This is a genomic window from Rahnella sp. NRRL B-41462 (assembly GCF_003263525.1).
In the GTDB taxonomy this organism is placed as follows: domain Bacteria; phylum Pseudomonadota; class Gammaproteobacteria; order Enterobacterales; family Enterobacteriaceae; genus Rahnella; species Rahnella aceris.
Genome location: NZ_JYDF01000010.1, coordinates 100,758 through 114,308 on the forward strand (window position 1 = coordinate 100,758; position 13,551 = coordinate 114,308).

Here is a 13,551-nt window from a genome sequence, read left to right on the forward strand (position 1 = left end):
ACTGACCAACGGACGAGACTATGCTGACCATTATTTCACCTGCTAAAACGCTCGATTACGAAAGCCCGCTTGCGACAACGCGCTATACCCAACCGGAGCTGCTGGATAAATCCAGCCAGCTGATCACCGTGGCGCGTAAAATGTCTCCTGCGCAGATTTCTTCACTGATGGGGATCAGCGACAAACTGGCCCATCTGAACGCCGAACGTTTTAATGACTGGCAGCCAGATTTCACGCCGGATAACGCCCGTCAGGCCTTGCTGGCCTTTAAAGGCGATGTGTATACCGGTCTGCAGGCAGAAGATTTCAGTGAGAAGGATTTTGATTTTGCACAGAAACATCTGCGGATGTTGTCAGGTTTATACGGCCTGCTGCGTCCGCTGGATCTGATGATGCCTTACCGTCTGGAAATGGGTATCCGTCTGGAAAATCCCCAGGGCGCGAATCTGTATGCCTTCTGGGGAGATTTGCTGACCGAAAAACTCAACCAACTGCTCAGTGAACAAAAAAGCAAAGTGCTGGTGAATCTGGCGTCTGATGAATACTTCAAAGCGGTGAAACCCAAACTGCTGGATGGCGAAATCATCAAGCCGGTATTCCTCGACGAGAAGAACGGCAAATACAAAGTCATCAGCTTCTACGCCAAAAAAGCGCGTGGCCTGATGAGCCGCTTTATTATTAAAGAGCGTCTGGATAAGCCGAAACAGCTTCAGGATTTCAATCTGGAAGGTTATGAATTTGATGAATCACGTTCGCAGGGCAATGAACTGGTGTTTACCCGTCCTGAGCGCTGATTGACCTGATCTGCGGATACAAAAAAGCCCTCACGAAGAGGGCTTTTGCCTGTCTGAAACACAATCTTTATTCAGGCAGCGCCATCAGGAATGCACGCATCTCGCTGAAATCAGCCGGAAGATTATGCGACAACAATGGCAGGTCAGCGCGATCCGCCAGTTCTTTCGGTAAACCGATGTCCTGATCCAGAATCGCTTCCACGCTTTCCTTGAATTTTGCCGGATGTGCAGTACCGATGAACAGGCCGAACTCGCCCGGTTGCAGCTGGTCACGCAGTACACGGTAAGCAATTGCCGCGTGAGGTTCAGAGATATAACCGATATTGGCCAGCTCGCGCATCGCGTCTTCGGTGGTGTCATCGCTGACCGCACCGAAGCCCAGATCTTTCAGCTGCCAGGTTTTACGACGATACAACTCTTCCACACGCGGCCAGTTGTTTGGCTGGCTGACATCCATAGCGTTCGACAGAGTGGCAACGGTTTTCTTCGGTTCCCACTCGCCGTTAGACAGGAAACGCGGCACCGTATCATTGGCGTTGGTCGCCGCAATAAAGCGTTTCACCGGCAGGCCGAGGGATTTCGCCAGCAGACCGGCTGTCAGATCACCGAAGTTACCGCTTGGTACGGAAACCACCAGCTGATTGCGCGCTTCCTGAGGCAGTTGGGCAACCGCTTCAAAGTAGTAGCAAATCTGCGCCAGCAGTCGGCTGATATTGATGGAGTTAGCTGAGTTCAGTTTCAGCGCGTGTTTCAGTTCTTCATCATCAAACGCCTGTTTCACCAGCGCCTGACAGGCATCAAAGTCGCCGTCGATAGCGACGGTATGAATATTTCCGCCAAGCGTACAGAACAGTTTTTCCTGCAACGGGCTGATTTTGCCGCGCGGATACAGAATCACCACACGAACATTTTTCAGACCGTGGAACGCATGTGCCACTGCCGCACCGGTATCACCGGAGGTCGCGGTCAGAATAGTCACCGGCTGATCGCCAGATACCTGAGTCAGGATCTGCGCCATGAAGCGGCCACCGAAATCTTTAAAGGCCAGGGTCGGGCCGTGGAACAGTTCCAGACAGGCAATGTCTTCTTCCACTTTGGCAACGGGTGCCGGGAAGGCAAACGCATTTTTTACACGCTGATATAATTCATCTTCCGGGATTTCATCGCCGATGAAAGCAGAAAGAATTCGGCTGCTGCGGGTGACGAAATCCAGTTCCAGCAAGCGATCAATTTCGGTCAGTTCAAACTCAGGCAATTCCAGCGGGAAGAATAATCCCTGCTGTTTTCCAAGACCTTGTTTGACGGCCTGAGCAAAGCTGACCTGCTCGTTGTGATCCTTCAGGTTGTACAGTTTCATTAGTTATCCCAATAAATTATCGAGTTATCCCAATACCCGCGCGCCCGCGGTATCAAGACGACAAATATGAACAAAGCCTTCGTCATTTTGCAGATAATGCGTCTGCAACCAGTCAGCCATACGTTTCGCTGTCGCACTGTCGTTGCACACCGCGAACAACGTCGGGCCGGAACCGGAAATCCCGCAAGCCAGCGCACCAATTTCTTCTGCGGCGCTGCGGGCTTCGGCAAAGCCCGGCAGCAGACGGGTGCGGTAAGGTTCAGCAATCACATCTTTCATCAGTTTTGCGGCCAGCGCAGGTTGCTGAGTGTGGCAGGCATGAATAAAGCCCGCCAGATAACGTCCGTGGCTGATGCAATCCTGACGGCGATACTGCGCAGGTAAAATGGCACGCGCCTCGGCCGTCGAGACTTTAATCCCCGGATACGCCATCACCCACAGCCAGTCGTCAAAGCCTGGCACGTCCTGGCTGATGATATCGAGTTCTTCCAGCATCAGCTGAATGCCGCCTAAATAGCATGGCGCCACATTATCGAAATGTACGCTACCGGAAATCCGCCCTTCCAGCTCGCCCATCAGCAACAGCATCTGGTTTTCATTCAGCGGCTTACCGCAAAACTCATTCATCGCCATCAGACCGGCGACCACCGAACAGGCGCTGGAGCCCAGACCTGAGCCGATCGGCATGTTTTTTTCCAGCGTCATCGCCACCGGCACTTCTTTGCCGATTTCCTGACAGAAACGCTGCCAGCACTGATAAACGATATTGTCTTCCATGCGATCCGGCAGTTTAGACACAAACTTGCCTTCGTTTTTCAGACTGAACACTGTGGCCGCCTCAACGGAAACACAGTCGCCCAGCAGCGTGCCATCCACCGGAGACACGGCCGCGCCCAGAACATCGAAGCCTACGCTGACGTTCCCGATTGAAGCCGGGGCATACACCTTAACCATATTAAACTCCTAACTTCCATGACAGCGTTCTCAAAAGATCGGCAAACACACCTGCCGCCGTCACATCATTACCGGCACCGTAGCCACGCAGAACCAACGGCAACGGCTGATAATAGCGGCTGTAAAACGCCAGCGCATTCTCCCCATTTTTTACTTTATAAAGCGGGTCATTACCATCGACGGCATCGATTTTTACTTTGCATTGTCCGTCTTCGATAGCACCGACATAACGCAATACTTTACCTGCGGCGGTGGCATCCGCAACACGCCTGGCAAATTCGGCATCCAGTTCCGGCAGACGCGCCACAAATTCATTCACAGTGCCTTCGCTATTGAAGGACGGCGGCAGAACGGATTCCACGTCAATATCCGTCAGCTCCAGTTTGTAACCGGCTTCACGCGCCAGGATCAGCAATTTACGGGCAACGTCCATACCGGACAGATCATCACGCGGATCCGGTTCGGTATAGCCCATCTCTTTCGCCTGCAATGTTGCAGCAGATAACGACATACCTTCATCCAGCTTACCGAAGATGAAGGACAGCGAGCCGGAGAGGATGCCGGAGAAACGCATCAGCTCATCACCGGCATTCAGCAGGTTTTGCAGGTTCTCGATGACCGGTAAACCCGCACCGACGTTGGTGTCGTAGAGGAATTTACGGCGTGAACCATCCGCCGCTTTACGCAACTGATGGTAGTAATTCATGGAAGAAGTATTGGCCTTTTTGTTCGGCGTTACGACGTGGAAACCGTCAGCAAGGAAATCGGCGTATTGATCAGCCACTTCCTGACTGGAAGTACAGTCAACAATCACCGGATTCAGCAGGTGGTATTCTTTCACCAGACGGATCAGACGTCCCAGATTCAGCGGCTCTTTCGCGGCACCCAGTTCATCACGCCAGGTTTCCAGCGCAATGCCGTGAACGTTAGTCAGCAATGCGCGGGAGTTGGCGATGCCGCAAACGCGCAGATCAATATGTTTGGTTTTCAGCCACGCTTGTTGACGGCGGATCTGTTCAATCAACGCCCCGCCCACGCCGCCTACGCCGATCAGGAAGACTTCGATAACCTGATCAGTGTTGAACAGCATCTGGTGGCTTACGCGCACACCGGTGGTCGCATCGTCGTTATTGACGACCACGAGATAGAACGTTCAGACGACCCCTGCGCAATCGCCACGATATTGATATTGGCGCGCGCCAGTGCCGAGAAGAATTTCGCCGAGATACCGCGCAGGGTACGCATGCCGTCGCCGACGACAGAAATAACCGCCAGCTTCTCCATCACATCCAGCGGCTCAAGCAGACCGTCTTTCAGCTCCAGATAGAACTCGTCTTCCAGCGCTTTACGGGCGCGTTCCAGTTCGCTTTGCGGCACACAGAAACTGATGCTGTATTCAGAAGAAGACTGGGTGATCAGCACCACCGAAATGCCTGAACGGGACATCACCGCAAACACGCGCGCGGCCATGCCGATCATCCCTTTCATTCCCGGACCGGAAACGTTGATCATCGCCATGTTGTTCAGATTAGTGATGCCTTTCACCGGCGTATTATCGCCGAGGCTTTCGCTGCCTATCAGCGTGCCCGGTGCCTGTGGATTGGTGGTGTTTTTTATCAGGCAAGGGATCTGGAACTGGGCAATCGGCAGGATGGTACGCGGATGAAGCACTTTCGCACCAAAGTACGACAGCTCCATCGCTTCCTGATATGACATGGATTTCAGTAAGCGGGCGTCCGGCACGATGCGCGGATCGCAAGTATACACACCGTCGACGTCAGTCCAGATTTCACAACAGTCGGCACGTAAACAGGCAGCCAGCACGGCGGCTGAATAATCGGAACCATTACGTCCGAGCACCACCAGTTCGCCCTGCTCGTTACCGGCAGTGAAACCGGCCATCAGCACGATGTGATCGGCTGGAATAGCGCTGGCGGCGATACGCCGGGTGGATTCGTTGATGTCCACAGTCGATTCAAGGTAATGCCCCTGCGCGAGCAGTTTTTCGACCGGGTTAATGACGGTGACGCCAAAACCTTTGGCCAGGAACACCGCTTCCATAATAGCGATAGACAGCTTTTCACCACGACAGATGATGGAGGCATTTACACTGTCCGGGCATTGTCCCAGCAGGGCAATACCGTGCATCAGTTGTTTAAGCTGAGCGAATTCGTGATCGACAAACGCTTTCACTTTCGGCAAATCAAAACCCGGTTGCGCGGCCGCCAGGCCGGTTATCAGCTGACCAAAAATGTTTTCCGCATCACTCATGATGGTCTGAATGTCCTGCCCTGCGACAGTTCGTTCAATCATAGCAACCAGATAGTTGGTGATTTTGGCAGGCGCGGATAATACCGTCGCGACCTGTCCCTGACGTGCATTGCTTTCCATAATGTCCGCAACCCGCAAGAAGCGTTCTGCGTTTGCTACCGAGGTCCCGCCAAATTTCAACACTCGCATTTCTGGTTCTCTCCTGAAGCTCTCGTTTAAATGTAAAAAAAAAGCCCGCACTGGTTAGGTGCGGGCTTTTTTTCTTTTTCCTGTACGCGTCAGCCCGCCCCGTTACCTGTGGTATCGGTGGTGGTAATAATTGTTGTGTTCAGGCTGATGATTCGCATTTTTATTTTCTGTCTGTCTTTAGGTTTGTACTCTGTCTGCCTCTATTAGCTAAAGCATAAGGCACAATAAGTCAATTTTTTTCTATTTTCGGCAGGTTAATCACGGACAGAATGAAATGGATAATTATCTGCCTTTAAAAGCATTTCCAGTACGATCGATAACTCTGCTATCACCGCACCGGATATCGAACTGTAGCGGTAAGGATTCCCCTCACATCATTGGGTCAGTTTTTTTTCGATGTCATGTAGCAAAGTATGCAGCATTGCCGCATCGCGCTGCTGCAAAAGACCGAGACGCTGATGCAGCCAGTCGGACAATTTCTGGTCATCTTCTGCCCCGACATTTTCCAGTAATCGCCCGACCCGTGCACGCAATGCCGACAACTGTCCCGCTTCGGCATTTTCAGGTTTCACTGAGGTCACCTGATTGAGAGACGATAACTGATAACAGAATACCATCACGGCCTGCCCCAGATTCAGCGACGGGTAATCCGCCACCATCGGAACGCCGGTCAGCACATCAGCCAGTTCCAGCTCTTCATTGGTCAGCCCGGAATCCTCACGGCCAAATACCAGCGCAGCGTGATTCACCCACTGGCTTTTCTCTTCAAGCTGCACCTGCAACTCCTGAGGCGTGCAGTAATAGTGAAATTTAGCCCGGCTGCGGGCCGTCGTCGCGACAGTAAAATCAATATCAGCCAGGGCTTCTGCCAGTGTGCTGAAATGCAGAGCATTTTGCAGGATGTCCTGCGAACCATGTGCCACCCAACCGGCTTCCGGCTTGAGATGTGCCTCGCTGTCCACAATACGCAAGGAAGCAAAGCCCATGGTTTTCATTGCGCGGGCTGCCGCACCGACATTTTCCGGGCGAGCCGGTGACACTAAAATAATATGAAGTTGCATATGACGCCTTTGCAGGAAGGAAAAAGAATTTGCCGCCTGTATTTCAGCGATGAAATTTTATCCTGTTTCAGACCTATTCATCGTTTATATTCTTCACAAGAACTTAACAGTCGACTTGATATATTCCTTTATTTTATCGGAAAAGCTTAACCGGGAGGTAAAAAAGCTGCTGGCAGGGTTAAGCACATTCCCTTAAAAAATTAGTCATTATTTTTCATATGGATATATAATAATGATACATACAGATTTTGCATTTATCTTGGGTTTCCTGAGGATTAGCTGAATCGTGTACAATAAAGGCCGAAATGTGACTCAAACGTGCATTCTTGTAAGTGTTTTTCACTGTTCTGTTACCGTGCTACAATTGAACTTGATATATGTCAACAAACCGTAATTTTGTTGGGTGGTAATTTCGACACTCGCTGTTATATTGCTGTTAATAGGGTTAGGATATGCGCCGCTTTAGGACCCCGTGGAACTGCAGAAAGTGGAATCCCTGACCGAGCTTGCGATGTTGTTGCCGTTGATGGAAATTGCATCGAGAACGCATTTACGTACTTTAGTCATGTAACGAGTGAGATGGCCAATAAGGCATCGAAATTCATTGGGATATCAAGGACTTCTGTACTCCTATTTTCTATTTGTTGGCAATCTTAGGTAGCAATCATGCAGACCCCTCACATTCTGATCGTCGAAGACGAGTTAGTGACACGTAATACGTTAAAGAGCATTTTTGAAGCAGAAGGCTACATGGTGCATGAAGCCAATGATGGCGCTGAAATGCACCACATTCTGTCCGAAAATGATATCAATCTGGTTATCATGGACATCAACCTGCCAGGCAAAAATGGCCTGCTGCTGGCACGCGAACTGCGTGAACAAGCCAGCGTTGCTTTGATGTTCCTGACCGGCCGCGACAACGAAGTTGATAAAATTTTGGGTCTGGAAATCGGCGCTGATGACTATATCACCAAGCCATTCAACCCGCGCGAACTGACCATCCGCGCACGCAATCTGCTGTCCCGCACGATGAACCTGGGTACTACCGGTGAAGAACGTCGTCTGGTTGAAAGCTACAAATTCAATGGCTGGGAACTCGATATCAACAGCCGTTCGCTGATAAGCCCGCAGGGCGAACAGTACAAGTTACCGCGCAGTGAATTCCGCGCCATGCTGCATTTTTGTGAAAACCCGGGCAAAATCCAAACCCGTGGCGATTTGCTGAAGAAAATGACCGGCCGTGAGCTGAAACCTCATGACCGTACTGTTGACGTGACTATCCGTCGCATCCGTAAGCATTTCGAAGCGACTCCGGATACGCCGGAAATCATCGCCACTATCCATGGTGAAGGTTACCGTTTCTGCGGTGATCTGGAAGACTGATACAGAAGGTTGCCAACCGCTCTGCAGTCGATGTGATAAAACGTAAAGGCCAGCGAAAGCTGGCCTTTTGATTTGGATCCCTTGGTGAAACTCAAGGCTCAGCATGTCCCCATGGAATGATCGGCACCGCGCTGAGGGCATTTTTAGGTGAACCGTCCACGACTTTATCGGAATAACTCAGGTAGATAAACGCATTACGTTTTTCATCATAAAAACGCACCACCTGCAGCTTTTTAAACACCAGAGAAGTACGTTTCTGGAAAACTACAGTGCCTTTATCTTTCCCCTGCTTAATCTTATCGCTGAGCTCGATAGGCCCTACCTGCTGACAGGAAATCGCCGCATCCGATGTATCTTCGGCCAGACCTAATCCGCCCTTGATGCCGCCGGTTTTTGCACGACTGATATAACAAGTTACATTTTTAATATCAGGATCATCAAAGGCCTCGACCACAATTTTATGGTCCGGACCGAATAATTTGAAGACGGTATCCACTGATCCCACTTGCTCTGCACGCGCTGCTCCAGAACAAAAAATAAACATCCCAAATACAAAAATCCAACATTTATTCATTAAGTTACTCCACGTCATCAGCATGACGTTGTTTTCTAAAGAAACCACAATCAGAAAGCGTGCATTCACACTTTCGGAATGAAATACTCTGTAACACCTGTAAATAGCACAGATAGCCAAAAAAATCTTAAGCAGTCTTATCGGGAAAAAGTTGCTATTATGCCGCCCATCATTCTGTGCATTTATCTTAGTTCAACGAGGACGATCTATGGATCAAGCAGGAATCATTCGTGACCTTCTTAGCTGGTTAGAAACCCATTTAGACCAGCCCTTGTCACTCGACAATGTCGCAGCCAAGGCCGGCTATTCCAAGTGGCACCTGCAGCGCATGTTTAAAGACGTCACGAATAATGCCATTGGTGCTTATATTCGTGCCCGCCGCCTGTCGAAAGCGGCTGTCGCTTTGCGTCTCACCAGTCGCCCGATATTAGATATCGCCCTTCAGTACCGTTTTGACTCCCAACAAACGTTTACCCGGGCTTTCAAAAAACAATTCGCACAAACGCCGGCATTGTATCGTCGTGCTGAAGACTGGCATTCGTTTGGTATTTGCCCGCCTATCCGACTGGGTGCATTCATTCTGCCGCAACCCGAGTATGTCTCATTACCAGAACAGCATCTGATCGGCATGACGCAAAGCTACTCATGTACGCTGGAGCAAATCACCACGTACCGCAACGAGATGCGTCGTCACTTCTGGCGTCAATATATTGGGGAAGCGAAAACGCTGCCGCCCATTCTTTATGGCCTGCACCATTCACGTCCAAGCCAGGAGAAAGATGACGAGCAGGAAGTATTGTACACGACAGCGCTGGAAGCTCAGCACCTGCCGGAAAACGTTGAAGGTCAGCCTATTGTGTTGCAGCACGGTGAATATGCCATGTTCCACTACAATGGCACGCCGGAACGTTTGCAGGAATTTATTCTGACGTTGTACAGCACCTGTCTGCCAACATTGAAACTGACCCGCAGAAAGGGACAGGATATCGAACGCTTTTACACGAATGGCCATGCCCCCGGCACTGCGCCAACCGAAATACAGTGTGATTACCTGATCCCAATCCGCCGCTAACGCCTTCTGGCGTTAGCGTTGCAACTCGTCTAACGCGGGCAGATCAAGATGTGAGACATCGCCCGCCGTTTCCACAATCCATCCATTTGCCAGCCAGGCGCTTTGCTGGTGATCAACACGCGACAGCGAACAGTTACGCAGACGCAGACGGCGTTCCGCATAGGCAGGCAAGCCAAGGATCGTACTGATCAGACAGCCCAGCGCAATACCGTGGCTGACCAGCAGCGGCTTGCTTCCCGCCGGTAAATCCAGACAGCTGTCGAGCGCGGCACGCATACGCACGGCCAGTTCAGTCATCGTTTCACCTTCGGGGATGCGCCCTTTGGGTGAACCATCAACCATCTGCTTACGCCATATTTCTTCCTGCTCCGTCAGACCATCCAGAATACGTTCTTCCAGCACGCCCATGTGCAGTTCGCGCAAACGTGGCTCATTGATCACTTCACACCCGCAGGCATCAGCGATAATCTGCGCCGTGTGGCGGGTACGTCCTAAATCACTGGTGATAACGTGAGTGATCCCTTCTTTACGCACGCGCTCAGCAACCTGACGGGCCTGGTAAAGACCTTTAGCCGTCAGCGGGCTGTCTGACTGCCCCTGAATACGGCGGGCGGCGTTCCATTCTGTTTCGCCATGACGGACGAGATATACCTGTAACATGAGTGTTTTCCGTTATACTGCGTGAAATTTGCTAAAGGATGCTAAAACTCTATGTATCATGTTGTCGCTGCAACCACTAACCCGGCAAAAATCAAAGCTATCGCCATGGCTTTTGAAGACATTTTCGGCGCTGAGGCATTTCGCATTGAAGGCGTTGATGTCGACAGTGGTGTTCCAAATCAACCTATTGGCAGTAATGAAACCCGTACCGGGGCACGCCATCGTGTAATCGGTGCGCGTCAGGTTCGTCCCGAAGCAGACTTCTGGGTCGGCGTGGAAGCGGGTATCGAAGACAATATGACATTCGCCTGGATGGTGATTGAGAATATGCACCAGCGCGGCGAATCACGTTCAGCCAGTTTAATGTTACCTGAAATCATTTTACAGGGGATCAACCAGGGCAGTGAATTGGGGGATGAGATGGAAAAACTGACGGGTATCGCAGAGGTGAAGCGTAAAGGCGGCGCCATCGGCATTTTTACCGCCGGGAAACTGAACCGCACCAGCGTTTATCATCAGGCACTGGTGCTGGCTTTAGCGCCTTTTCATAACCCGGTTTATCAAACCCGCGCCCAGACCCATTAAAATTTCAGACTGAAACGGGCACTTCATTCGCCCGTTTTGTCTGCCAGCAGTTGCCCGCTCAACCAATCCTTTAGCGCTGCCGGAGCCGTTTTCAGGCCATTCGATCCCCGGGTTATCGTAGCGATACCGGCACCCAGCTGGCTTTTCAGTTCGCGCTGACTCATCTCTCCCCGCATCAGCTCCTGAATAATGCGTACCCGCGTTCCCAGCGCCGCACGTTCGTCGGGCGTCAGAAGCAGTTGCAGCAGATCCTGATGCAGATTTTCAGCAAAAGATTGCTGTAGCAGTGCCAGAAAGCACTGCCAGTCCTCATTGCCTTGTTGGGAAAGAGCAGGGTCAGTGATGGGTCGTTGATTCATGATTGGGCTGCCATACTATTAAACTAGTACAACAGCTTATCATAAACGATACGGGATCAGTAACGCCTCTGCCATTCGGCATCCGTCAAAATCTTGGCCGGTTGATGTAAAAAATAGCGATAAAATGCATCATATGCCAACACATTTTTAACATATCGGCGAGTTTCGGAGAAAGGGATACTCTCAATGAACGCGACCGAATCCACCCTGCCCGCGCTGTTGCCCAGCCAGGTATTCACACGGGAAGGCCCGGCGTTGTAAGCAGCGCTGGATAAAATACGGTTGCGGCCAAACATCTGATAGACATATTCCAGATAGCTGGTACCGATGGTGATGTTCATTTGCGGATCCAGCAGCTGAGCCGGATTGCTGTAACCCTGCAAACCAAACATATCCACGGTATGCTGCGCTGTCGCAGGCATCACCTGCATCAGACCAGAGGCTCCTACCGGCGAACGGGCTTTCGGGTTCCACGCGCTTTCCTGACGGGCAATCGCCATCGCGTAGCTTTGCGTGATGCCTTTGTCATTGGTCGCACGGCGGAATTCATCCGGCCACGCCAGCGGGAAACGTTCTTCAAGATAATCCCAAAGCTTGCCGGTAATGGTCGCCTGCACGCTGAGATCGGGCCATTTCTGCTCGAAAGCGTAACGCGCCAGTGCCGACTGCTGAGATTCAGAACGACTGCTGACCAGATAGCTCCATTCAGTGCGTGCAAGATTGTCCATCTGCCAGTACATCAGTTCACGAACGCGGGCGACTTCCGGCAATTTCGCAATGCTGGCATCAGGCTTCGCAGCCACAGAAATTTGCATCGGATAAGCAACATTCAGCTTTTGCGCGGCGGCCATCGGATAGAATCCACGCCCTTTCATTAATGTGCGCAGCATCGCTTCACCTTGTGAGCGCTGACCGTTGTCGATCATCACTGACGCACGCCAGTACTGCCATTCATCTTCCTGCAGGGCATCCGAAGGTAAACGATCCAGCCACTGTCTCAGTCCCTGACGATCACCGGCGGCCAGCGCCATACGAATCCGACGCTCCACCAGCGTGGTGGAATGGCTGCGCAGAATAACGTTATCGCGCCATGCCGCCTGTTCCGGTGTGGCGTCGCTGCCCATATAGCGCCAGGCGACAGCTTCTTCCAGATCCAGACGTTCGCTGTCGCTCATCTTCTGCAGACGCACGAGAACGGGGATCATCGAACGGGCATTTTCCGCATCATCACGGGCGATACGCGCAAACGTAATGCTGGTGGCATTGCGGGTAAAATCAGTCGGCCCGACACTGCGCGCAAAGCTTTCAATGGTATTCGGGTTATTTTGTAAATCCAGCAGCGCATCGCGCATGGTCTGGTAATCCGGCGGTAACTGCTTCGCCAGGAAGTTCACCAGATTCGTATTGCCGGTTTTCATCGCCAGGCCGATGCGTTGCAGCGTAGTCAATGCAGTCTGATTGCCTGCGCCCTGCCAGACGGAGAACAGCTTGTCGCAGGTATTCGGCAGTGACGTGCCGGTCAGCCAGATATCTTTCGCGCCATCAAACGCGGTTTTCTGATCGCCGGTCGCCCATTTGGCGTAATAGTAGTTGCAACGCGCAGCGACCGGTTTCGGCGGCTGCGGGCTGAAAGAGAGCAAACTGTTCCAGTCCTGACGACGCGCCAGCTCATTCACAAAGCGGGCCGGGAGGGAACGCGCAGGCGGCAATGTCGGGTTGGCTTTAACAAAGGCATTCACCTGCGCGGGCGTGGCATCGCCCAGTTCCTGCGTCAGTTGCCGGTATTCCAGATAAGGGTAAAGCGGATAATCTTCCAGCGTGGGCATCAGCTGACTGACGACGTCCAACTGATTGTTATCCCACGCCTGTTTAATCTGCATATAGTGCTGGCGTTGCGAGTCCAGCGAGTCAGCTTTCGCCACGCCCGATACTGTTACCAGCAACACGCTCATTGCCAGAGAGTGCCATTTGTCCACCTTGACCATACTTACCTTTATCCTCACGGGTTGTGCCGAAACTGTTTTGCATTCTGTAGACAGCCACTACGCTAATCGATTCATTTTTAAAATTGAAGCGATGTGCGGACAGCATCACAAACTTTACACAGTGTGGTGCAAGCGACGGACAGTTACCAGATAGCGGCAGATCTATTTTCTGTCACAGAACGTGGCGGCGGGAATAATTTCTCAGGATTCAATATCCGCAATTAATTAGCGGGTATTACCCGGTAAAACGCCAATAGATAGCACCCTTACCATTTCAACCAAAATAACCACACTGACAAAACTGAGA

At 51.6% G+C, this 13,551-nt stretch carries 12 protein-coding genes, 1 pseudogene and 1 other annotated feature; of the genes and pseudogenes, 4 read left to right on the forward strand and 9 right to left on the reverse strand.

The genetic code is table 11. The features are described 5' to 3' along the window. Positions 1-20: 20 nt before the first annotated feature. Positions 21-794, forward strand: a complete 774-nt coding sequence (gene yaaA, locus UC14_RS03950) for a peroxide stress protein YaaA (RefSeq protein WP_112197254.1) — start codon at positions 21-23, stop codon at positions 792-794. 67 nt (positions 795-861) lie between these two features. On the opposite strand, the gene thrC is transcribed toward yaaA, so the two are convergent. The 5 genes and pseudogenes from thrC to UC14_RS03975 form a co-directional block, all read right to left on the reverse strand. Next, positions 862-2,151: a threonine synthase gene (gene thrC, locus UC14_RS03955; protein WP_112197255.1), complete on the reverse strand. Its 1,290-nt coding sequence runs from the start codon at positions 2,149-2,151 to the stop codon at positions 862-864. 24 nt (positions 2,152-2,175) lie between these two features. Next, positions 2,176-3,105 carry a homoserine kinase gene (gene thrB / locus UC14_RS03960; RefSeq protein ID WP_037033471.1) on the reverse strand — a complete coding sequence of 310 codons (930 nt, stop codon included), beginning with the start codon at positions 3,103-3,105 and terminating at the stop codon, positions 2,176-2,178. 1 nt (position 3,106) lies between these two features. Then, positions 3,107-5,565: pseudogene (gene thrA, locus UC14_RS03965) on the reverse strand (bifunctional aspartate kinase/homoserine dehydrogenase I). A 34-nt stretch (positions 5,566-5,599) separates the two neighbouring features. Continuing rightward, positions 5,600-5,716, reverse strand: a sequence feature (Thr leader region). Continuing rightward, positions 5,655-5,723: a thr operon leader peptide gene (gene thrL, locus UC14_RS03970; protein WP_071823645.1), complete on the reverse strand. Its 69-nt coding sequence runs from the start codon at positions 5,721-5,723 to the stop codon at positions 5,655-5,657. It overlaps the preceding feature by 62 nt. A 216-nt stretch (positions 5,724-5,939) precedes the next feature. Continuing rightward, entirely contained in the window at positions 5,940-6,626 is a 687-nt protein-coding gene (locus UC14_RS03975; RefSeq protein WP_013577078.1) for a tRNA/rRNA methyltransferase, read from the reverse strand. A 666-nt stretch (positions 6,627-7,292) separates the two neighbouring features. Here UC14_RS03975 and arcA point away from each other — a divergent pair. Next, positions 7,293-8,009, forward strand: a complete 717-nt coding sequence (arcA, locus tag UC14_RS03980) for a two-component system response regulator ArcA (protein ID WP_013577079.1) — start codon at positions 7,293-7,295, stop codon at positions 8,007-8,009. A gap of 91 nt (positions 8,010-8,100) precedes the next feature. On the opposite strand, the gene creA is transcribed toward arcA, so the two are convergent. Next, positions 8,101-8,583 carry a protein CreA gene (gene creA / locus UC14_RS03985; protein ID WP_112197264.1) on the reverse strand — a complete coding sequence of 161 codons (483 nt, stop codon included), beginning with the start codon at positions 8,581-8,583 and terminating at the stop codon, positions 8,101-8,103. 208 nt (positions 8,584-8,791) lie between these two features. On the opposite strand from creA, the gene robA reads away from it, so the two are divergent. Then, a complete protein-coding gene (robA, locus tag UC14_RS03990) occupies positions 8,792-9,655 on the forward strand; it encodes an MDR efflux pump AcrAB transcriptional activator RobA (RefSeq protein ID WP_013577081.1) in 864 nt (287 codons plus the stop codon). A gap of 12 nt (positions 9,656-9,667) precedes the next feature. On the opposite strand, the gene gpmB is transcribed toward robA, so the two are convergent. Next, positions 9,668-10,315, reverse strand: coding sequence for a 2,3-diphosphoglycerate-dependent phosphoglycerate mutase GpmB (gene gpmB, locus UC14_RS03995; RefSeq protein ID WP_013577082.1), 648 nt, complete (start codon positions 10,313-10,315; stop codon positions 9,668-9,670). A 51-nt stretch (positions 10,316-10,366) separates the two neighbouring features. Here gpmB and yjjX point away from each other — a divergent pair, with 51 nt between their 5' ends. Continuing rightward, positions 10,367-10,900: an inosine/xanthosine triphosphatase gene (gene yjjX, locus UC14_RS04000; RefSeq protein WP_013577083.1), complete on the forward strand. Its 534-nt coding sequence runs from the start codon at positions 10,367-10,369 to the stop codon at positions 10,898-10,900. A 23-nt stretch (positions 10,901-10,923) separates the two neighbouring features. Here the strand turns inward: yjjX and trpR are convergent, their stop codons facing one another. Further along, positions 10,924-11,259, reverse strand: coding sequence for a trp operon repressor (gene trpR, locus UC14_RS04005; protein WP_013577084.1), 336 nt, complete (start codon positions 11,257-11,259; stop codon positions 10,924-10,926). A 56-nt stretch (positions 11,260-11,315) separates the two neighbouring features. Beyond that, entirely contained in the window at positions 11,316-13,235 is a 1,920-nt protein-coding gene (sltY, locus tag UC14_RS04010) for a murein transglycosylase (protein ID WP_173362118.1), read from the reverse strand. Positions 13,236-13,551 lie beyond the last annotated feature (316 nt).